This is a genomic window from Psychromonas sp. psych-6C06, assembly GCF_002835465.1.
Taxonomy (GTDB): Bacteria; Pseudomonadota; Gammaproteobacteria; order Enterobacterales; family Psychromonadaceae; genus Psychromonas.
Genome location: NZ_PIZM01000006.1, coordinates 169,460 through 190,536, shown reverse-complemented (window position 1 = coordinate 190,536; position 21,077 = coordinate 169,460). Strand labels below are relative to the sequence as shown.

Genomic DNA, 21,077 nt, shown 5'->3' with positions numbered 1-21,077 from the left:
AAATGAGTAACTCATACTACTTACCCGCAGAGTGGGCGAAACAAGATGCCACACTATTAACTTGGCCCCATCAAGAGACGGATTGGGCTGACAAATTACCTAAAATAGAATCTATTTACCGGCAATTAGTTACCATCATTAGCCAATTTCAACGCGTTGTGATTGTCTGCCACACACCTTTGTTGCAACAGCATGTCATATCTCAACTTACTGAAATAGGAGAAGATATTACTAACATCATTTTTGTTATTGCTGCTAGCAACGATACATGGGCGCGTGATCATGGTCCTATTACGTTAATCAATGATCAACAAGCAATTCGCGTATTAAATTTTACCTTTAATGGCTGGGGCAATAAATATAACAGTGACCTAGATAACCAAATAAATCACGCCATACTGGAGCAGTTAGCAATAACAGAATATCAACATCTCGATTTTGTGCTAGAAGGAGGGGCAATCGAAAGCGATGGACAAGGGTGTTTATTAACCACTAAAACCTGCCTATTAAATCAAAATAGAAACCCACATCTATCGCAAAAAGAGATTGAAGCGTACCTATTAAAACGCTTTCAACTAAAAAAAATATTGTGGTTAGAACAAGGGTCTTTAGTGGGTGATGATACCGATGCACATATCGACACATTGGCCAGATTTGCTCCTAACAATCAAATTATTTTTCAAGGTTGCCAAGATAAAAATGACCCGCATTACCCCGTACTTAAAGCGATGAAAAGACAATTACAGGGAGTTACAAATAGCCTTGAGCAACCCTATCAGTTAGTTGAGTTACCTTTGCCGAGTGCACAATATAATTTCGATAATGAACGCTTACCGGCAACATACGCCAATTTTTTAATCATTAACAACGCGGTGTTAGTCCCTACCTACCAAGTGCCAGAAGATGACATTGCCCTTAATCGCTTTGCAAAAGCATTCCCTAAACACCAAATTATCGCCATTAATTGTCAACCCATCATCGAACAATTTGGAAGTCTGCACTGTTTAACAATGCAGTTACCACAAGGATTTCTTGGCACGATAAAAGACTAAGACAGGAACTCTCATGACACGAATTACAGCTGCCTTGATTCAACAAAGTAACACGGCAGATAAACAAAAAAACCTAGAAAACAGCATCAAAGAAATTAAAAAAGCGGCAAAAAATGGAGCAAACCTCGTTGTGCTTCAAGAGCTACACAGCTCACTCTACTTTTGCCAGATAGAATCTGTCGCGCACTTTGATTTAGCAGAAAGCATTCCCGGCACAACAACAGTGAGTCTTGCCAGCGTTGCCTCATCATTGAATATCGTGATCGTCGCATCTATATTTGAAAAACGAGCCCCAGGGATTTACCACAATACTGCAGTTGTATTAGATACAGACGGAGCAATCGCAGGACAATATAGAAAAATGCATATTCCCGATGATCCCGGGTTTTATGAAAAATTTTATTTTACACCCGGTGATGGGGGCTTTAAGCCAATTCAAACATCATTAGGAAAATTAGGCGTATTGGTATGCTGGGATCAGTGGTTTCCAGAAGCAGCTCGTTTAATGGCAATGTCCGGCGCACAACTCCTTATTTATCCCACGGCGATTGGTTGGGATCCACAAGACACAAACGATGAGCAACAACGCCAGCAGAACGCTTGGGAAATAGTACAACGGGGTCACGCAGTGGCAAATGGTTTACCAGTGCTCGCTTGTAACCGTGTCGGATTTGAAGCTGATAGTAGCCAAGCCAGTGCAGGTATTCAGTTTTGGGGAAACAGCTTTATTTGTGGCCCGCAAGGAGAAATACTTGCACAAGCACCGGAGGATCAATCGGCCGTTATTATGGCTGATATTGATCTGGCACGTACCGAAAATATTAGACGTATTTGGCCATTTTTCCGTGATCGACGTATCGATCATTATCACGATTTAGCCCGCCTTTACTGTGATTAATCTTTAGGATCAGTAATTAATCATCACCCCGTGAATAGGTCAACGAATAGCAATAAGTTGCTCGATTACGGGGATAAACGAGTACGATAGTCGCACTATAATAACGCAGTTAATAACCTCACTGTTGTGACAACAGTGCGCTGGCATCCTCTCTTTTCACCACTTTGTGACCATCTTCCGTTAAGCCTTGCTTCCAATAACTGCTGATATAGATATCCTCTTTAGGGACTGCTTTTTCGTTACGGAAATAGGCGCGCAATGCACGCATAGACTCAAACTCGCAGGCAACCCATACAAAAGGTTCTCCGCCTAGCCAAGTAAGCGCCCTCACTTTTTCACTTAAAGACTGGCCATCAAGTAGCCAAATTACTTCAATGTTTTCTGGCATTTCGAGCGACCTGATATCGTCGTGGCTCAGCACTTTAATCACCGCATAACCACAAGCATCATTAGGCAACCGAGCGATTTTTGCAGCTAACGCTGGCAATGCGGTCATGTCAGCAACGGCAAAGAGCCAATCTGCATTGTGCTTCATATCTATCAGTAAGCCTGGGCCTGTAATAGAAATCGACGCGCCCACTGTTGCATTCTTTGCCCAACGAGCCGCGAAGCCACAGCTCAAATCAGGTGTCTCATGGCGTACAAAATCGATATCAATAGTGAGTGCCGATGGCGAATAGTGAGCAATTGTGTAAGTCCTCATGACAGGGCGCTGTTCAGGCGCTACCTGACTCAGGTCAGTCCCTCCCTGTGCATTAAAGAGTAATTTGACATAGCCTCCCTGACAATCGTCAGGGAAAATAGCGAGCTCTTTACCCTGTAAGGTAATACGCTGCATATTCGCACTTAACTTGACGGAGTTTATTACGCGCAATGCGATTGGTTGTGGTTTTTTCATTAGACGCACCTGATAGTGATTATCATTTACAGAAATATTAACATTAAGTCTAAGGAATTGGAATATGCTTTAGGAGAAAATCAGGCTTGTTGCAGTAGTGGTCAAACAGTGGATAAAATGCTCATTGCTATAAATATCAGGGCATAAAAAAACCTAACGATTTAAATCGTTAGGTTTTTACATTCAATAAATAATTATTGATGAATAACTATGATTTTTTGCTCTTACGTGAGAAACCAAGCCCAGCTAAAGCAAGGCCAAACAAAGCAATTGATGCAGGAGCTGGAACAGGAGTACTTGTTGCACTATCTACGCCATCTAGCCAAACGCTCCAATGCGTCCCCATATTCAAGCTACTTGCTGGTTGACTCCACTCAGATAGCGCAATAGGTGCTTCACTATCGAAACTAAAGCCATCAGAAAGATTGCCACCAGTAGCAAAGTTATTATACGTAGCAACAGTGAAGGTATAAGTACCAGCAGCTAAAAAGTTCAGCGCAAAACCAGAGTCATAACTGGTTTGTGTCGATGGGTTTACAGACGCATTATCATCATCTTCACGAATTAAATCACCATCAGAATTCCATAGCGCAGTGATTGGGTCAAAGTTAATACCACCTTGATGAGAATCTGTCCAAACTCTAACATTATTTGAATCATCATCTAATGTGAATTGCGTGTAAACAACATCGTTGTGGTTCGCGATGTCACCAGTAAAGTTAAGTAACGTCGCATTTGCGCTCATTGTAGTTGTCGCTAAAAGTAGTGCCGACGACAAAGTAAATTTATTCATTGCTAGTTTTCTCCATAAATGTGTAATTAATTCATATGTATGTTCCTATACATATAGAACCCACACTTAAAGCAAATTACATACCAACAACATAAGCCATTGTTATAAAGGCCTTTTTATATTAAAAAGCCCTTTTATTTATATTTATGTAATGTAAATCGACATAAAAAACAACAAAACATGAAATAAAAGGCTTTTTACTTAACTCCCATTTATTATTAACAAAGCACTAATGAATAGCTACTTAGGTAGCCCACTTTAAAATCATAAATGTAGATTTTAATTTCAAATTGACGTTTCTTTGTTGAACAACTTTATAGCAATGCATCTAACAAATACTCTCAACTACAAAAGACTATATTCATTGAAACGCTAACGTTTGCCACTATCTACCAAGCTGCCTGATTTGCTAATCGCATTCAATAACTTATAACCAAGTACCACTGCCCCTCCCACTAATCCGGCGCCTAAAATTGAAATATTATTAATTAATGGTGGCGCTTTACTACTTAATAGCATACTTCCACCAAGTAACATGGACCCCGTTAACACGCCATATACTAAGCGATTAACGACAGCATCTAAGTGGCGATGTTTTAAGTTAACATCAAAGTCACCACTGCGCATTTGTGACATCAGTGTTTCTAAATCGGCAGGTAATGCAGACAGTAAACGCTCCCAAGCGCTCAGTGATTTACCCAATTTTTTGGCTACTCTTTTAGGGTTCAGACGGCGCATTCGCATTTTATGCGTGTAAGGGACAACCGCATCATTAAAGCTAAAACTACGATCTAATAATTGTGATGATCCCTCTAATAAAACCAGTACTCGAATCAATAAAGAGATCCCTGTTGGCATAACAAGGTGGTGAGCACGAATAATGCCAGTTAAACAATTCAGCATTTCAGTGACGTTGACAGAATCAAGTGAGCTCGAAAAGTATTCAAAAATAAATTCGCCAACATCTTCTTGTAACTGCTGTCGATCAAAACCTTTAGGTACACTACAAATAGTAGTTATTTGATGCGTTACTTCGACGACATCTTTTTGTGATACTGCCATTAACATATTTTCAATCGCTTCATGCAAATTATCATCTAAGCGACCAATCATGCCAAAATCTAACAAACCAAGCTGATCACCAGGTAATACCCAAATATTTCCTGGGTGTGGATCAGCATGGAAAACACGGTATTTAAAAATCATATCTAGATAGAGATTGACACCAATTTTAGCGAGTACTTTACCCTCTTCAGGGGTGCATTTAAGTTGACTTTTATCGCCAATACTTACCCCTTTAAGGCGCTCCATCACCAGCACTTTTTGCCCCGACAATGCATCGTAGGTATCTGGAATATGAATCTGCTGATGATCTTTAAAGTAATTTTTAAAGAGTGCGATATTGTTAAGCTCTTTATTATAATCAAGCTCTTTAAGCAGGTTATTAGCAAAGTCTTTTAACAAACTCTTGGGACGATATAACTGCAATTGCGCATCATATTTTTCAGCGAGTGTGACTAATAAGCCTAATATTTCAATATCGGCACGAATCTTTTCCTCGATACCAGCATGCTGTACCTTCACCACTACCTGCTCACCAGTTTGTAATGTGGCGGCGTGTACTTGACCAATTGATGCAGAGCCTAATGGTGTAAAATTAAAGTTGCTAAAAATAGTTTCCAATGGTGCGGCAAGCTCATCTTCAATCACTGTGCGTACCGTACTCTCTGAATCACTTGGGACTTCTGACTGTAGCAGGCATAGTTCTTCAGCGACTTCAGGGCCAATAAGATCCGCACGTGTACTGAGCATTTGACCGAGTTTAATAAAAGTAGTACCTAGCTCAGTCAAAGCCATACGTAACCTGATCGCATGCGATAAACCGGCAAAACTTTTACCTGAAGCGTCAGTAAATAAACCATTTAAGAAGTCGGGATCTTTCTCTTTGATCCAGTTCGCCAACCCATATTTACTAAGGATCGCAACAATCTCCTGAAAGCGTGTTGCATTCTGCTTAAACTGTGAAAATTGTGATAATTTCATAACAATATCCCTATACTTTTAATTCAGTGGCTCAACGTTAGCGCGACGCACTTTGTCACTATACCGTAACGCGTTTTCATATCCAGTTAAGTCCTTTTTATGATGAAAACAGAAGTGTATGCATTTTCAGCCACTGTGAAGGCTTAACAGTACAGATAATTATTTGCAGTTGACGAATTAATGGAGGGTATAAAGCGATATGATTACTATAGCGACACAAATTTTCTGCTTTGCTTAGTAAACCTAAAAAAAATACACGGTTCATTGCTCACTTTATCTAAAATGTGGCAACATCCACTCTTTTCAAAATAGCTTTAATATATGTAGAAAAGAGTGGGAGTAAGTTAAATCATATTAAGGGGGTTATCAGCACCTGAACACCGATTTTTCATCTTAGAAATGGCTTCGACAAAATAATAGTCACCATAAATTAACGAACAATTGATCCCCAAGTTTTTCGGACAATTAAAAGCACCTCCTGTTAAAATACCTTGTTGCGTATCATCATTAAATGTAGCGTATTGTCGATATAAACTTTCCAACACCTTATTCGCAACACCTGCATAATGCGCTTTTTTATCCACATCATCTAGCAAATCAGCGAGCAACAATAAGCCACTTGCAGCACAAGCTGCGGCTGAAGTATCTCGTGGCGTATTTTCATCGATGGGCGCTCTAAAATCCCAGTGTGGAACAAAATCTTTAGGTAACTGACTAATGAAAAAATCAGCCGTTTTCATAGACGCTTCTAAGTAACGAGGCTCTTGGGTGTATTGATAACTCAATGCACAACCATGAATCGCCCATGAAGCACCACGACTCCATGCAGAATTTTTATTGTCCCCCTGTCCACCATGATAACTTTTTACTTCGCCCGTCAGGTAATCAAACTCAACCATATGACGAACTGAGCCATCTTCACGAATAAACTCTTTGAGCACAGTATCTGCATGCGCCATTGCAATGAGTTTAAATCGAGGCGCATCAAGTTGCTCTGCAGCCCAATATAAAATCGGTAGGTTCATCATGCTATCAATAATACTTAACCCTCTCGGGTCTGCAACACTGACATCATTCTTATTCCACGCCGTTAGAAAACGACCATTAATATTAAATCGACTTGCTAAGTGACTGGCGGCTCTTAACGCCCTTGTTCTTGACTGAGGGGTCGCCAACAGTTCAAACTGTTTAACCGAGGTTAATTGCCACATAAAACCAACATCATGGTGAATATTTACATATTCATCGAGTGGGCCATCCATGATATTTTCTCTATCAATTGCCATCTCTTTAAAAGGTTCATAGCTCTCTTTTTCATAAAGTAGCCACAAGATACCCGGCCAAAAACCGACTACCCACGCCCAAGGCTGATGTGTATTGCAATACTCGCCATTCTCAGTCATTGAAGGAAAAGGAACGGTCATCTCCTGACTGGTTTTCTTCACCTTTGTGACAATGCCCGACCAAGCTACATCTACCCAGTTAGTCTCTTTATTCATACTTACCTCATTAATAATTATTCGTTTTCAAGGAGATTTAGAGCAATTTACTTTGTTTGCTTAATTACATCGATATAAAACCTGAGTAGACAGCACACAGCCCAGCAATTAAGCATAAGATTAATGACAATGTGCGGATCATTTTTTCAGGAATTTTGTTTATAGCAATGATGGCCACGCGATAACCTAAATAACTAGCAGGTAAAAGCGGCAAAGATAAATACACGTGCTGTAAGCTCATGTAACCAACAGGTATCAGCATCAATAATGACAGCACAGAACTAACCACAAAAAACGCAGCTAAATTGGCTCGAATCAAAGAAGATTTTTGATGCTGCATTAGTAACGCCATCGGTGGCCCTCCTATTCCAGAGCTTGTGCCAAAAAAGGCGGATAGAAAACCTGCGATGGTTAAACGCTTAGGTGTCTCCTGTATTTTAATCGGCAATAAACTGAGTAATACAGCGACTAACACCACCACACCGATAAACATAGAAAGCTGCGCAACATCAACAATGTAAAGCAGTAAGGCGCCCACTATCGTGCCCGGTATCAACCCTAAAAAACTAAATTTTTGCTTTGTTAAACAAACACTTTCTTTATACTTAAGCACATTAATAAGTGCGAGAAACAAACCAACTAAAATAATTGGACCGGGAAGGTACTGTGGTGCAATAACGATCAATATAGGCCCAGCTATCACGGCCATACCAAAGCCTGTCACCGTCTGAATGAAAGAACCGAAAAAGATTAATATGCCTGCAACGAGTAAATGTGATTCCATTTTAACCCTGACTATTCTTTATACAAAAAGTAGATGATGAAAGACTGTTTGCTTATTACAAATTTATTGGTGGTAAAAATAGGCAATAAGCAAATTAAAGAGATACAAAACCGAGTGCATGCCCACACTCGCAAACTAACCAGCTTCGGTGTTTAAGCGATGATAGAACGAACATACGCTTCGATTTCTTCATTTTGGCAATGCTCAAAGAAGCATTGTTGGAAACGTTGACTTCCTACCGCCGTTTTTACCAATGCTTGGTCGATAGCGCGTAAAGAGTCCACAAAATTGTCTTTCACTACAGCGGCTTTTACTTCATTTAAAAGCGCTGCATTTTTTTGCTGTGGCTCTGCACGATCTAGCGGGTAACCTTGCCCGCGCTCACCCGTAAATGCTTTTTCAAAAATATAGCGGATATTTAGCTCTCCAGCCCAACCAAAACCTTTCGCAAAAGCTAATGCAATCGCATTACCGTTATTAATTTGGTTGAATAAAAAGGCATCTGAAGGCTCTAAACAGTAACCACAAACAACACCAGGATGAAGGTTAAGCGACATTAGCGCTCCCTGACCTGTACCACATCCTGTTACAACAAAATCCACCGCTTTAGCGTTGATTAAAATACTCGCCATAATGCCTAAATGAATATAAGTCAGGTGATGATCCTTTTCATCTGTCATGCCTAGGTTAAAGACGTCATGTCCTAAACCACCCGCTACAGAGTTAAGCTCAGTGGCAACCATTGCATTTTTACCCGCTTGGCTATTTTCCATCATTAATGCTATTTTCATTTTTATTCTCCTGCAGCATAACTGCACATTTAAAAGTATTTATTGAACATTTTTCACGTATTACTTAAATAACCTCAGTTCTGGTTAATGGAAGTTAGATAACTCCTAACGTGCCAACCAACCACCATCTACAGCAATCGTATAGCCGTTAATATAATCTGATGCAGAAGAGGCAAGAAACACACATGGGCCGGCAACATCCTTTGGTGTCCCCCAACGATCTGCAGGAATACGATCAAGAATGGCTTGATTACGATCGGCATCTGCACGCAGGGCTTGTGTATTGTTTGTTGCCATGTAGCCAGGTGCAATTGCATTAACATTAATGTTGTCTTTAGCCCATTCATTCGCCATTGCCCGTGTCATGCCCATTACCGCACTCTTAGAAGCCGTATAAGAAGGAACACGTATTCCACCTTGGAATGACAACATTGAAGCAATGTTAATAATCTTTCCACCGGTCCCCTGTGCTTTAAACTGCTTGGCAACAGCCTGAGACATAAAGAAAACGGTTTTGGCGTTGATATTCATTACGTCATCCCAGTTTTTCTCTGAAAAATCAATCGCCTCTTCACGGCGAATAATACCCGCGTTATTGACTAAAATATCAACTTGACCAAACGCAGACAGTGCGTTGCTAATAATCGATGGAATATCACCTTGCTCAGATAGATCTGCACGTACATCTAAAAAGGGATGACCTGCTAAATTCATTTTTTCAATGGTTTCCGTTGGCTCAATATAATTAACACCAACAATTTTACAACCTGCTTCAGCTAAACCTATTGCCATACCTTGACCGAGGCCAGTATCACAGCCAGTAACTATCGCAACTTTACCTTGTAGATTAAATGACTCTAAAATCATGCTCTTTACCTCAATTATGTTCACTGTTGTAGCGCTATATTGATTTCACCAACGGAATTGAATTAATAATATAATCAATAAAAAACCGACGGTCAATTATTTTCAAACCGACGTTTCAAAAATAATTTTTAAGATGCGATTTAATAGATATGGTTGTAATGGATAGCAACAGCTTTCAGTTCTATTTTTATTGAAATGACTTTTCAAAAAAAACTGATAGTGTTACCTTGAATTTGTAGTCAGCCAGTTCATGAGGAATAAAAAATGGATAAATCCACTCAGCCAGAATCGGTTTCATCTGTATTAAAAGTATTTAATATTCTTGAATCCCTAGGAGAGCAAAAGGAAATTGGCGTTTCTGAACTTTCACAACGCTTGATGATGTCCAAAGCCACTACCTACCGCTTTCTTCAAACAATGAAAATGCTAGGTTATATTTGTCAGCAGGGTGAAACAGATAAATATTCACTGACCTTAAAGATGTTTGAACTTGGTTCAAAATCGTTAGAGTGGGTTGATATGATCAATATTGCTGAAAAAGAGATGCGCGTTATTTCCGAAGAGACCAATGAAACGATACACCTAGGTGCATTAGATCATGGCTCCATTATCTACATCCATAAAATTGATTCTAGCTTTTCGTTACGTATGCACTCCCGTGTCGGCCGCAGAAACCCACTGCATACCACCGCTATCGGTAAAGTTTTATTAGCAGAACGCGAAGAAAAATTTGTACGAGAGCAACTCGCTGAAGTTGAATTTGTAAAAAGTACGGAAAATACATTAGAAAACATCGAACAATTAATTGATGAATTAAGTAAAGTAAAACAACAGCACTTTGGGGAAGATAACGAAGAACAAGAGCCAGGGCTTCGTTGTATAGCTGCACCAGTGTACGATCGTTTCGGCACTGTGATCGCAGGCGTTTCTATTTCATTTCCAACCATCCGTTTTGATGAACAGAAAAAAGCACACTATGTCAGTTTACTGCATCAGGCTGGGCGAAATATCTCTGCACAACTTGGCTATAATGACTACCCCGTGAAATAGTTGAACTGTTCAACCGAGGTGAATCATCATATTAACGTAATATAAGCATCTCGTAGTGGTTCATGTGCAGAATACAGTGAAAGGAGATGTTCAATTATCTATTGATTCCGAAAAATAGAAGACGAGAAAAAGCGATCCTTAGTTTGCATCCAGAAGCATAAAATGGATTTAATGGTGAAGCCACTATATAACAGCTTCACATCATATTGTTTCATTTGGTTTAACTCAAAAAGACAAAGAAGGGCATAGCCCAGTCACAAGGATTAAAGCAACGAGTTAATTTTTAACCTTATCTCGCTTTAAAGCGAGGGTTACTTTTACAAATAACAAACAGCTTCCCTTTTCGTCTCACTATCTGGCAATCTGGATGGCGATTTTTTGCACTTTTTAATGAACTTAATACTTTCAGAACTTATCCTAAGATTTAATACTGCCAAAACGATTATTAAACTTAGCCACACGCCCATCTTGAGTCGCAATACTTTCCTTACCCGTATAAAAGGGGTGAGACTTGCTCGATACCTCTATGGCAAAATAGGGGTAAACCTTACCATTTAACTCCACTGTTTTATCTGTCTGCAGTGTTGAGCCGACAACAATATAGCTATCTACAGATGTATCGTGAAATGCAACCTGTTGGTATTTAGGGTGAATATCTTTGTTCATAATTTACCTTTGTAACAATCAATAAAACGTTACAATATAACAACACCCAAATGATAACAAGTATCAATTGCATTTAATTGAGTTTGTCATTTAAGGGCTGTTGCTTTCTTTTTAGCCTAAGCATCTGATCTATAGGGAGAGAACCTTCGCATTAGCTATGTGGAAACCTTCCAATAAAAACGCAAATATCCATTCAGGATATTCTTATTATATTGTACAAATTATCGGTTACGCAGAGCTGCCGAGCTATTGAAGAATGACTCTCTGCGAGAGGTATTATCGTCACGGATGAAAGGGTCCGTCAGTGCTACCAAATAATGAATAATGAATAATGAATATGGTCAGTATTACCCTGCCAACACACTACTCTATTCAAGCACGCACTAGCACTAAGCGACGATGCACTGTTTTCTCAGGACGATTAAAAAATTTTGATCTTAATTTAAAACAACATCACTTAGCAATCAATCGACCAAGTTGTTGATGATAGATAAAACCGGCTCCTGCAAGCTTATCGACAAGATGTTGCTCATCAATCGCATAAGTTTTTGCGAAGTCATCAAGTTGGCCATTAAACTCATTTCGTAGTTTCATATTAACAATGCTGACTAGTATGACTGAATCCATTTTTTCAAACTCGGATAAGAACATTTCTACCTCTCTTTATATATTTTAATAAATAATGATTGTCATTTCTCAACTTACAAACTATCGTAATGGTAATCATTATCATTTACAAGGTTGTATTATGAATAGCCCATATCTGTTTTTCAAATTTCTCCCCTATCCGAATGACCAGAAAAGTACGCAATTTACCTTTAAATACAAGCGAATGTTACTACCGACTCTGCTATTAGTTTTAATCACCTTTGAGCCAACGCGTGAAATAACCGTGACAACGTTATCCGATGCGTTTTGGGCAGTGTCTGCTTACGTTGCATCTACCTTACTTATTTACCATTATTTATCAGCTTGGATAAGCAAGACCAACAAGCTAACAACTTTGTATCATGGCTCTCGTAATTATCAGGTGCTTTTTGCATCTTTATTAGGCGCACTACCAGGCTGTGGTGGGGCAATTATTGTTACCACTCAGTTTATCAGTGGTCGAGTGGGGTTTGGCGCGATGGTCGCGGTGTTAACTTCAACCATGGGCGATGCGGCTTTTTTACTGCTTGCAAGCACCCCTAGTGTTGGCTTTTCAGTGGTATTGGTCGGCATTGTTGTTGGCGCGGTTTCAGGTTGGATGGTTAATCAGCTGCATACCGATAATTTTTTACGCCCAGATGAAGGTGAAACAAAAGCGCACCAATCAATAACAACACCTTTATCCGCCAATAGTGATAACTCGATCAATGAAATGCAACAATCGGCGATTAATTTGCAAGGGTATTTTTGGAAATTATTAATTGTACCCGTGGTCATTGTGGCGTTACTGGGCTCTTTTCAAGTTGAAGTAAATAATTTATTCGCCTTGCCAGATTTAACCATTGAATGGGTTGGTTGCGTCTTTATTATTACTTGTTTATTTTTATGGGCGCTCACCAAAGAGATACACGATTATCAATCTGTGGTCTCAGAGGATAATGAAATCGCAAATGCGCATCCGCTACAAAAAGCGGCTCAAGTTACCAACTTTGTTAGCGCATGGGTGGTGGTGGCTTTTCTTATCTTTGAGATGAGCATCCACTTTAGTGCTATCGATTTACCACTTTTATTTTCAGGGTTAGGTATTTGGATGCCATTCGTAGGCGTTCTAGTTGGATTATTGCCCGGTTGTGGTCCTCAAATACTGGTGACAAGTTTATATATTTCCGGAGCAGTGCCTTTATCGGCGCAACTATCTAATTCTATTTCTAATGATGGCGATGCATTATTCCCTGCAATAGCGTTAGTGCCCAAAGCAGCTTTAGTTGCCACCTTTTACTCTGCCATTCCAGCCTTTGTAGTTGGTTATGGGTATCATTGGTTTTTTGAATAATGCAAAAGTGGGAGCAGCTACTTATAGCAAATCCACTAAATAACTGATCAATCTTACTGGTTAAAAGAAGCTATTTCAGCGTTAAAAATATCGTAAAGGGAACAACCATTTGCATCAATTTTCGCCTTGAACTAACTCCTTTTTCCTACGTAATATTTGATCACTATATTAATGGAATTGGTATTATTTCATTTTCCAACACGAATAGATAAAAACAGATGAAATAATTTTTGAAGCTGTAGTGGAAAGCGAGCAATAGAAATGGAGAAAGTAGTGCGTGCGGCAAGTATTCACAACCCCGCCAATGAATTTTACTAGATGCCAGAAACGAAAAAATCAACCGTAAAAGGTTGATTTAATAGATGTAAAACTTGGAGCGGGCAGCGGGAATCGAACCCGCATTATCAGCTTGGAAGGCTGGAGTAATAGCCATTATACGATGCCCGCTTTAAGGTGCATCTAAAAGCAAAAAACAATGCTTTGGCATTGTTATTTACTTTTCTCACTGTGGCAAGTGAGTAGAATATGGTGGAGGGGGGTGGATTCGAACCACCGAAGCTTTCGCGGCAGATTTACAATCTGCTCCCTTTGGCCACTCGGGAACCCCTCCTAGACTTAAATGGTGCCGACTACCGGAATCGAACTGGTGACCTACTGATTACAAGTCAGTTGCTCTACCGACTGAGCTAAGTCGGCGCCGTCTAAGTGCGGTGAATAATAGAGAAGTTCTGGAAACCTTGCAAGCCTTTATTAAGCTTTATTTACATCTTTTTGTTTGAATGCTCAAAAAGAAAACAATGCGCTTATTTTTTGTCTATTTATAGGCTACATCAGGCTAAACGTAGTGAAACTTCACCGCCGATATAGGTTTCTACCTTTCCATCAACCTCTAACAGCAAGGCACCGGCCTCATCAATTCCGCGACAAATACCTGCTTTTTGTGTTTCTGCGAGCAAGACGTTAACCGGTTTATCAAGAAAATAATCTAATGCTAACCATCGCTCGATATAAGGTTTTAGCCCTCTCTTCTCATATTCAGGCATTAGTTTTTGCAACTCTAAAATAAGTGTCGCACTTAATAAATTACGATCGATCTTTTCACGACTTAAACTGGTTAAGTCTACCCATGGCTGGTCAATCAACTTTGCTTGTTCAGGTGGCATGCGTACGTTAATACCGATACCGATAACGGTATGACAAGCTTCGTTTGCCTGTGCGTTAAGTTCAATTAAAATACCTGCTAACTTTTTGCCTTCAAAATAAAGATCATTAGGCCACTTTAAAGAGACACCTTGAATGCCTATTTTTTCAAGTGCGTTAACGGTTGCGATACCCACCAGCAGACTCAACCCAGATAACTTTTCGATGCCCGCATCAAATCGCCAGTAATAGGAAAAATAAAGGTGTGATGCAAAGGGAGAGACCCAAGTTCGACCGCGTCGGCCTCTTCCTGCTAATTGGTACTCGGCGATACAGGTCTGCCCATTTCGGACATTGGGAATTTTATCGAGTAACCATTGATTGGTTGAATCAAGAATTTGTTCAACCTTCACGAGCTGAGAGCGACTTAAGGCGCGTACCACTTTCTCGTTTAGTAGATCAATTGGGCTAGCGCTTTGATAACCACGCCCTGGGACCTTATAAATATCTAAGCCTATCTCTTGTAAGCCTTTAATATAGTTATTAACAGAGGTCCGCGAAACACCAAGTAGCTCACCAATTTTTTCACCCGAGTGAAACTCACCATCGGCAAGGAGTGCGAGTAATTTATTACCCTGTTCATTAAGCTCAGACATTCGCTAATACCTCTGCTAAGTTTGTTTCTCCCTGTGCGCCAATAAAACGCACTTCATGTGCTAATTCAACATCGAACTTCTGTTTAACAGTATCACGTACAAATGCAGCCAATTGGATGATGTCAGCAGCGATAGCCTCTCCTCGGTTTACTAATACCAGTGCTTGTTGTTGATGTACCGCGGCGCCACCGATTTGATGGCCTTTTAAGTTGGCTTGATCAATCAACCAACCCGCAGCTAACTTCACGTCACCGTTTGGTTGTGGATAATGTGGCATTGTCGAATGCGCAGATAGCAAAGCATCTGCGAGCTCTTTTTTCACCACTGGGTTTTTAAAGAAGCTACCTGCATTACCTAATAAAGCTGGATCAGGTAATTTAGTACTGCGGATCTCACATACCGACTGGTAGATTTGTTTAGCGGTCACGGGTTGTGTTTTATCTAAATCATTAAGCGCACCATAACGGCTTTGCGGTTGCCATTGTTTGCTCAGTGTTAATTGCACTTGTGTGATCAGTGCGTTTTTAAATGCAGTTGTTTTAAAAATACTATCACGGTAGCCAAATAAGCATTGTTCACGATTAAGCGTCTGCACTTCACCGCTAGCAAGGTCGATATATTCTACCGATTGACAAAAGTCCTTAAATTCGCTGCCATAAGCGCCAATATTTTGCACAGGTGCAGCACCAACAACACCGGGAATGAGTGCGAGATTTTCTAATCCATCCATACCTTTATCAATACAATCGCTAACTAATTGGTGCCAGTTTTCCCCTGCGCCAACGCACAAATGAAAATCATGCGCTGTCTCGGTGATGTCGACACCTAATAATTCGACTTTAATAATTAGCCCTGCAAAATCTTCACAAAACAGAACATTGCTTCCTCCGCCTAATATCAGGATCGGCATATTTTGTTGCTTGGCTTGTTTTATATGCGTGATTAATGCCGGAAACTGGCTACGCGATGTGAGGTGAAAAAGCTGTTCAGCCTGCGCTTCAATCGCAAAACTATTAAATGACTTGAGAGAGCAATGAGTTTCTATCATGATTGTACCTTATAAAAATAGCGTGCTTAGCTTATACCAAATCCACTCAATAACTGAGCAATATTACAGGTTAATGTGCTGAGCAATCTAGTATTAACCGATTAAGATTAATCAAATTGACAATAATATTAGGAAGAGAATGACAGATTCAAGTTGCCAGTTTATTGAATTAGAAAAAATAAAATTCCCGCTGGTTAATCAATTTTATAAGCGTGTGTATAAAAAAGGGGTAGCATCTAAAAATGAAGCGGTTTTTATACTCAAATCACAGCAACAGATTATTTGTAGCGCAAAAATAAAAAACGTTGATCAACAACAACTATTAACTGGTGTGGCTTGTGATCCTGACTATCAGCATCAAGGTTATGCAAGCCAACTGGTCAGTCAGCTTTTAAAACAACAAAAACAACCCATTTATTGTTTTCCTTATCCACACCTTGCGCACTTTTATTTACAATTAGGCTTTAAATATTTAGCTCAAGAAGATGCCCCAGAAGGAATACAACAACGCTTTTGCCATTATGTCGAGCGTCAGCCACTTTTATTGATGGTCTTTAAATAAGGCTAACAACTCGCCATAACCTGATTTTTCCATCTCATCGACAGCAATAAATTTCAACGAAGCAGAGTTGATACAGTAACGCAGTCCGCCCGTTTCAGTCGGACCATCTTCAAATACATGGCCCAGATGTGAATCAGCAAAACTACTTCTCACTTCAGTACGAGTTGCAAATAAACGGTTGTCCACTTTTTCGCTGATTAATTGCGCTTCGAGTGGCTTGGTGAAACTTGGCCAGCCACAGTGAGAATCATATTTATCCAGAGAGCTAAATAGCGGTTCTCCTGAAACAATATCAACATAAATACCCTGTTGCTGATTATCCCAATAATGGTTGTTAAACGCAGGCTCGGTAGCTTCCTCTTGAGTCACTGCATATTGCAGTTCGGTCAGTGTCTCACGTAACTGTTGTTGCGCTGGTTTGTTATATTTAGCCATCATTTTCCTATCTATTTTATTTGTTTACCTGCTCAGTATCACATTAAAGTGACTTGCATGGCAACGCCTTGTTTAATCCCAATAAGCGCTTGACGCATTTACTAAAAAGCGTAATTATTAGATGCAATTAACTAATTTTGAGATTAATTGATGGGTTCTATCATTGTGCGATTATCAGCTTTACTACACTTACCCATAATAAATGGGTTAAGCGTGCCGTACTAACATCAATTAACACGCTATAAACCCGCATCTGCCGCGGGTTTTTTTATACCTATACATAATGACGATATGAATAAAAGAGGGAATGCTTATGTCAGATCAAGTTTTAATTTTCGATACCACCTTACGTGATGGTGAACAAGCGCTTAGCGCGAGCCTAACGGTCAAAGAGAAACTACAGATCGCATTCGCTCTTGAGCGCTTAGGTGTAGATATTATGGAAGTAGGTTTCCCTATCTCATCACCCGGTGATTTCGAGTCGGTGCAAACCATTGCTCAAGAGATTAAAAACAGCCGTGTTTGTGCCCTTTCTCGCGCATTGCCAAAAGATATCGACGCAGCCGCACAAGCCTTAAAAGTGGCCGACGCATTTCGTATTCATACCTTTATTTCAACCTCTACGATTCACGTTGAAAGCAAATTAAAACGCAGCTTTGATGATGTATTAGAGATGGCCGTTAATGCTGTTAAATACGCACGTAACTTAACCGATGATGTTGAGTTCTCCTGTGAAGATGCCGGACGTACGCCGATTGATAATTTATGTCGCATGGTAGAAGAAGCGATTAAAGCGGGCGCACGCACGATTAATATTCCCGATACAGTGGGTTACACCATTCCAAGTGAGTTTGGAGGCATCATCAAAACCTTATTTGATCGCGTCCCTAACATCGACCAAGCCGTTATCTCGGTACATTGTCATGACGACTTAGGTATGTCGGTTGCTAACTCTATTACCGCCGTTGAAAACGGGGCGCGTCAAATTGAATGTACGATGAATGGTATCGGCGAGCGCGCAGGAAACTGTTCGTTGGAAGAGGTCGCAATGATTCTAGCGACTCGTAAAGCGAAAATGGGCTTTACGACCAATATTAACCCGGTTGAAATTTCACGTACTAGCCAATTAGTAAGCCAGTTATGTAACATGCCGATTCAATCGAATAAAGCGATTGTTGGCGCCAATGCCTTTTCTCACTCTTCAGGCATCCACCAAGATGGGGTATTAAAATCGCAAAATACCTATGAGATCATGACACCTGAAAGTGTCGGCCTATTAACCAATAAATTAAACCTAACTTCACGCTCAGGTCGCCATGTGATCCAACATCGCATGCAAGAGCTCGGATACCGTGACGAAGACTTCGACATGGAAGAGCTATACAGTAGCTTCCTTGAGCTTGCCGATAAAAAAGGACAGGTGTTTGATTACGATTTAGAAGCACTGATGTTCTTTAATCAAGTAAATAGTGAACCAGAGTTCTATAAGTTGGAAAATATTAGCGTATTGTCTGGCTCTGGCTTAGTGGCAACGGCAACAGTTAGCATGCAGATAGGTGAAGAAGATAAAGTCGTTGAAGCGGCCACTGGAAACGGCCCTATCGATGCAGCTTACCAATGTTTAATGCGTATATCGGGCCTTGATATCACCATGGACTCTTATAAAATAAGCGGTAAAGGTGAAGGTAAAGATGCTTTAGGGCAAGTAGATATTGTCGCTTCTTACAAAGGGCAAAAATTCCACGGCATCGGCTTATCAACAGATATTATTGAGTCTTCAGCACTCGCACTAGTACATGTAATGAACCATATACACTTAGCTAAAGAGGTCGAGTTGCAAAAGAAACAACGTTTGCAAACTGAGCAAGTGTAAACACCTCTGGCATATGTAAATAATCAATAAAGGCAACGACTACGTTGCCTTTTCCATTTTTGAAAAAGAGAAATAGAATGAAAATCATTGTTATTCCCGTTACCCCCTACGAACAAAACTGCAGTTTAATTATTTGTGAAGCAACTAAGAAAGCAGCCGTTGTTGATCCGGGAGGCAATATCGAGCGCATTCTAGCGATGGTTAAAAAACACGATGTCAGCGTAGATAAAGTATTGCTAACACATGGCCACCTTGACCATGTTGGTGGTACTGAGGCGATTGCCAAGCAGCTTGACGTGCCAATTATCGGTCCAGAAAAAGAAGATGACTTTTGGTTATCGCAACTTGAAGCACAAAGCCAACGTTTTGGTTTTCCACTGCATACTAGTTTTAGTCCGACGACATGGCTAAAAGAGGGAGAAGTTGTTGAAGTGGGTAATATTAAATTAAAGGTATTACACATTCCAGGCCATACGCCGGGTCATATTGCATTGCTCGATGAACAGAGCAAGCAGGTAATTGTCGGTGATATTTTATTTAATGGCGGTATTGGGCGTTCAGATTTTCCGCGTGGCGATCAGTTCCAACTGGTGAGTGGGATTAAGAATAAACTATTAACACTTGATCCAGATACCTTGGTTTACCCAGGCCACGGCCCGACAACGACTATCGGTCGTGAAAAAATGAGTAACCCTTTTTTACGTTAAACCGTTAATACAGGGTGAGACTAAAGTGGAATCACCCTGCCATTTACGATTAACTCACCCTGATGAAAACTCGTCTCTAAATTTAACGTTTGTTCATTTTGCTCTAAAAACCCCGCCATCACACCAATTTGTAAAGGCTCTGTTAATAGAGGCTCTTGCAATAAACTCACCGGTAATACTAAACGTGCATCACCACTGATGTAGTCAAACAAAATATATGGATTAGTAAGAATATCCACTAATGCGGCGCCCTGCTCTAGGGTCAAATCTAAATCACCATCAACCTCTCCCCAAGGTGTTTGAGAATTAAGCTGAGACAATGTCAATTGTGCCCCATGGAAAACTAGCTCAATCAACGCGGTTTCAACTTCACCGCTATCATTCGAGCCAGTATTGAGTATTTCAAATGCAGGCTGATACAAGCCATTTACAGCTAATTTTAAATTATTATTAGTAAAGGTATGGTGCTTATCTTTATTCCAGCGATATGAGCCAATGCGAAGTTCATTAATCGTATCGATGGTTTTTTGTTCATTATTTCGTTGATTTACCCCACGGAGTAAAATATTTTCCAATAACGAGTGATTTTTTTTCTGCTCGAATTCTATTTTTTCAACTATCAAATTGTAATCATATTCACTCGATGGCGATCTTTCACCAACAGAAGAATCGAACTGTAATGAGCGCAATAGTATTGCTATGCCATTTGTATGGCCTTCGCCACCTTCCCAAGTGATTTGAAAATTCCCACGTAAGCTGTCCAAATCCATTTCATAATGGATCGATACTGGTTTGGTGGAGAGATATTCTGAGTCACTTTTATGATTACCAGCAGCAATGACTAACTTGCCAGTTAACTGTGAGAAAAGATCAATGCTTTCCTGTGAAGAGATCCAGTCATCACGGCCAAAATAAGCCTTAGCGCTTGTAGCAAGTTGTGCGTTATCCAATGAAATAACATTAGTTATTGTGGCTTTATAAGGAAGGTGGGAAATGGCCGAGTCGATATTAAAAATAAGGCGAGTTTGAGCATCAACGTTAACTGTGAGTTTACTGCTAGCGCTAGCACTCCAAAAATTTCGCTTATAAGTCAATAACTGTAAAGAAAAATCAGGGTGATGAGGAGCGTTAAAAGCGTTTTTTATCTCCGTTTCTACCACATTTGCTATATAAAAAATCATAAACAAACAAGTAGTGACGATTATCAACAATGTGGTAGCGATTTTTTTCATGCTTGCCCCTTATTCAAAGACTTAAAATGTCACGATATTGCTTCATTGTTTTCGATAAACATTGTAGATTATAACTATCGCACCATTAGATTTGTGCGATAA

At 40.0% G+C, this 21,077-nt stretch carries 20 protein-coding genes, 3 tRNA genes and 1 pseudogene; 7 read left to right on the top strand and 17 right to left on the bottom strand.

Features of this window, described 5'->3' with window-relative positions:
- Positions 1-2 precede the first annotated feature (2 nt).
- The gene (locus tag CW745_RS09455; RefSeq protein ID WP_101108408.1) at positions 3-1,052 is read left to right on the top strand and encodes an agmatine deiminase family protein; all 1,050 of its coding nucleotides are present in this window, start codon (positions 3-5) and stop codon (positions 1,050-1,052) included.
- A gap of 13 nt (positions 1,053-1,065) precedes the next feature.
- A complete protein-coding gene (locus CW745_RS09450; RefSeq protein ID WP_101108407.1) occupies positions 1,066-1,950 on the top strand; it encodes a carbon-nitrogen hydrolase in 885 nt (294 codons plus the stop codon).
- 118 nt (positions 1,951-2,068) lie between these two features.
- On the opposite strand, the gene CW745_RS09445 is transcribed toward CW745_RS09450, so the two are convergent.
- From CW745_RS09445 to kduD, 7 genes are all read right to left on the bottom strand, one after another.
- Positions 2,069-2,848, bottom strand: coding sequence for a siderophore-interacting protein (locus tag CW745_RS09445; protein WP_101108406.1), 780 nt, complete (start codon positions 2,846-2,848; stop codon positions 2,069-2,071).
- Between the two features lie 208 nt (positions 2,849-3,056).
- Complete coding sequence (locus CW745_RS16925) at positions 3,057-3,641, bottom strand: DVUA0089 family protein (protein WP_101108405.1); 585 nt, start codon at positions 3,639-3,641, stop codon at positions 3,057-3,059.
- A gap of 372 nt (positions 3,642-4,013) precedes the next feature.
- The gene (locus tag CW745_RS09435) at positions 4,014-5,684 is read right to left on the bottom strand and encodes an AarF/UbiB family protein (protein WP_101108404.1); all 1,671 of its coding nucleotides are present in this window, start codon (positions 5,682-5,684) and stop codon (positions 4,014-4,016) included.
- A 344-nt stretch (positions 5,685-6,028) separates the two neighbouring features.
- On the bottom strand, positions 6,029-7,183 hold the full coding sequence (locus tag CW745_RS09430; RefSeq protein ID WP_101108403.1) for a glycoside hydrolase family 88 protein: 1,155 nt from the start codon (positions 7,181-7,183) through the stop codon (positions 6,029-6,031).
- Between the two features lie 64 nt (positions 7,184-7,247).
- Positions 7,248-7,967 (bottom strand): sulfite exporter TauE/SafE family protein, encoded by a 720-nt coding sequence (locus CW745_RS09425; RefSeq protein ID WP_101108402.1) that lies wholly within the window; start codon positions 7,965-7,967, stop codon positions 7,248-7,250.
- A 152-nt stretch (positions 7,968-8,119) separates the two neighbouring features.
- Positions 8,120-8,758 carry an RpiB/LacA/LacB family sugar-phosphate isomerase gene (locus tag CW745_RS09420; protein ID WP_101108401.1) on the bottom strand — a complete coding sequence of 213 codons (639 nt, stop codon included), beginning with the start codon at positions 8,756-8,758 and terminating at the stop codon, positions 8,120-8,122.
- Between the two features lie 105 nt (positions 8,759-8,863).
- Positions 8,864-9,625, bottom strand: a complete 762-nt coding sequence (gene kduD, locus CW745_RS09415) for a 2-dehydro-3-deoxy-D-gluconate 5-dehydrogenase KduD (RefSeq protein WP_101108400.1) — start codon at positions 9,623-9,625, stop codon at positions 8,864-8,866.
- A gap of 264 nt (positions 9,626-9,889) precedes the next feature.
- On the opposite strand from kduD, the gene kdgR reads away from it, so the two are divergent.
- Positions 9,890-10,675: a DNA-binding transcriptional regulator KdgR gene (gene kdgR / locus CW745_RS09410; RefSeq protein ID WP_101108399.1), complete on the top strand. Its 786-nt coding sequence runs from the start codon at positions 9,890-9,892 to the stop codon at positions 10,673-10,675.
- Between the two features lie 289 nt (positions 10,676-10,964).
- Here kdgR and ykgO read toward each other — a convergent pair whose 3' ends face one another.
- From ykgO to CW745_RS09395, 3 genes are all read right to left on the bottom strand, one after another.
- Positions 10,965-11,084 carry a type B 50S ribosomal protein L36 gene (gene ykgO, locus CW745_RS09405; RefSeq protein WP_101108711.1) on the bottom strand — a complete coding sequence of 40 codons (120 nt, stop codon included), beginning with the start codon at positions 11,082-11,084 and terminating at the stop codon, positions 10,965-10,967.
- Between the two features lie 8 nt (positions 11,085-11,092).
- Entirely contained in the window at positions 11,093-11,341 is a 249-nt protein-coding gene (locus tag CW745_RS09400; protein WP_101108398.1) for a type B 50S ribosomal protein L31, read from the bottom strand.
- Between the two features lie 453 nt (positions 11,342-11,794).
- Entirely contained in the window at positions 11,795-11,992 is a 198-nt protein-coding gene (locus CW745_RS09395; protein ID WP_101108397.1) for a DUF4250 domain-containing protein, read from the bottom strand.
- A 97-nt stretch (positions 11,993-12,089) separates the two neighbouring features.
- Here CW745_RS09395 and CW745_RS09390 point away from each other — a divergent pair, with 97 nt between their 5' ends.
- Positions 12,090-13,322 carry a putative manganese transporter gene (locus tag CW745_RS09390; protein ID WP_101108396.1) on the top strand — a complete coding sequence of 411 codons (1,233 nt, stop codon included), beginning with the start codon at positions 12,090-12,092 and terminating at the stop codon, positions 13,320-13,322.
- Positions 13,323-13,694: 372 nt separating this feature from the next.
- Here the strand turns inward: CW745_RS09390 and CW745_RS09385 are convergent.
- The 5 genes from CW745_RS09385 to murB all read right to left on the bottom strand — a co-directional run bounded on the left by CW745_RS09385 (position 13,695) and on the right by murB (position 16,166).
- Positions 13,695-13,769, bottom strand: a tRNA-Gly gene (locus tag CW745_RS09385).
- Between the two features lie 79 nt (positions 13,770-13,848).
- Positions 13,849-13,932: transfer RNA gene (locus CW745_RS09380), tRNA-Tyr, on the bottom strand.
- A 10-nt stretch (positions 13,933-13,942) separates the two neighbouring features.
- Positions 13,943-14,018, bottom strand: a tRNA-Thr gene (locus CW745_RS09375).
- Positions 14,019-14,152: 134 nt separating this feature from the next.
- Positions 14,153-15,118, bottom strand: a complete 966-nt coding sequence (birA, locus tag CW745_RS09370; protein ID WP_101108395.1) for a bifunctional biotin--[acetyl-CoA-carboxylase] ligase/biotin operon repressor BirA — start codon at positions 15,116-15,118, stop codon at positions 14,153-14,155.
- Positions 15,111-16,166, bottom strand: coding sequence for a UDP-N-acetylmuramate dehydrogenase (gene murB, locus CW745_RS09365; RefSeq protein ID WP_101108394.1), 1,056 nt, complete (start codon positions 16,164-16,166; stop codon positions 15,111-15,113). The genes birA and murB overlap by 8 nt, the downstream gene beginning before the upstream one ends.
- Before the next feature lie 139 nt (positions 16,167-16,305).
- On the opposite strand from murB, the gene CW745_RS09360 reads away from it, so the two are divergent.
- On the top strand, positions 16,306-16,728 hold the full coding sequence (locus tag CW745_RS09360) for a GNAT family N-acetyltransferase (protein WP_101108393.1): 423 nt from the start codon (positions 16,306-16,308) through the stop codon (positions 16,726-16,728).
- Here the strand turns inward: CW745_RS09360 and msrB are convergent.
- Positions 16,708-17,148, bottom strand: a pseudogene (gene msrB / locus CW745_RS09355) (peptide-methionine (R)-S-oxide reductase MsrB); the annotation flags it as partial. The gene CW745_RS09360 and the pseudogene msrB overlap by 21 nt on opposite strands.
- A gap of 328 nt (positions 17,149-17,476) precedes the next feature.
- On the opposite strand from msrB, the gene leuA reads away from it, so the two are divergent.
- Positions 17,477-19,036: a 2-isopropylmalate synthase gene (gene leuA / locus CW745_RS09350; protein ID WP_101108391.1), complete on the top strand. Its 1,560-nt coding sequence runs from the start codon at positions 17,477-17,479 to the stop codon at positions 19,034-19,036.
- A gap of 77 nt (positions 19,037-19,113) precedes the next feature.
- Positions 19,114-19,743 (top strand): MBL fold metallo-hydrolase, encoded by a 630-nt coding sequence (locus tag CW745_RS09345; protein ID WP_101108390.1) that lies wholly within the window; start codon positions 19,114-19,116, stop codon positions 19,741-19,743.
- 20 nt (positions 19,744-19,763) lie between these two features.
- Here the strand turns inward: CW745_RS09345 and CW745_RS09340 are convergent, their stop codons facing one another.
- Positions 19,764-20,975 carry a DUF945 family protein gene (locus CW745_RS09340; protein WP_101108389.1) on the bottom strand — a complete coding sequence of 404 codons (1,212 nt, stop codon included), beginning with the start codon at positions 20,973-20,975 and terminating at the stop codon, positions 19,764-19,766.
- Positions 20,976-21,077 lie beyond the last annotated feature (102 nt).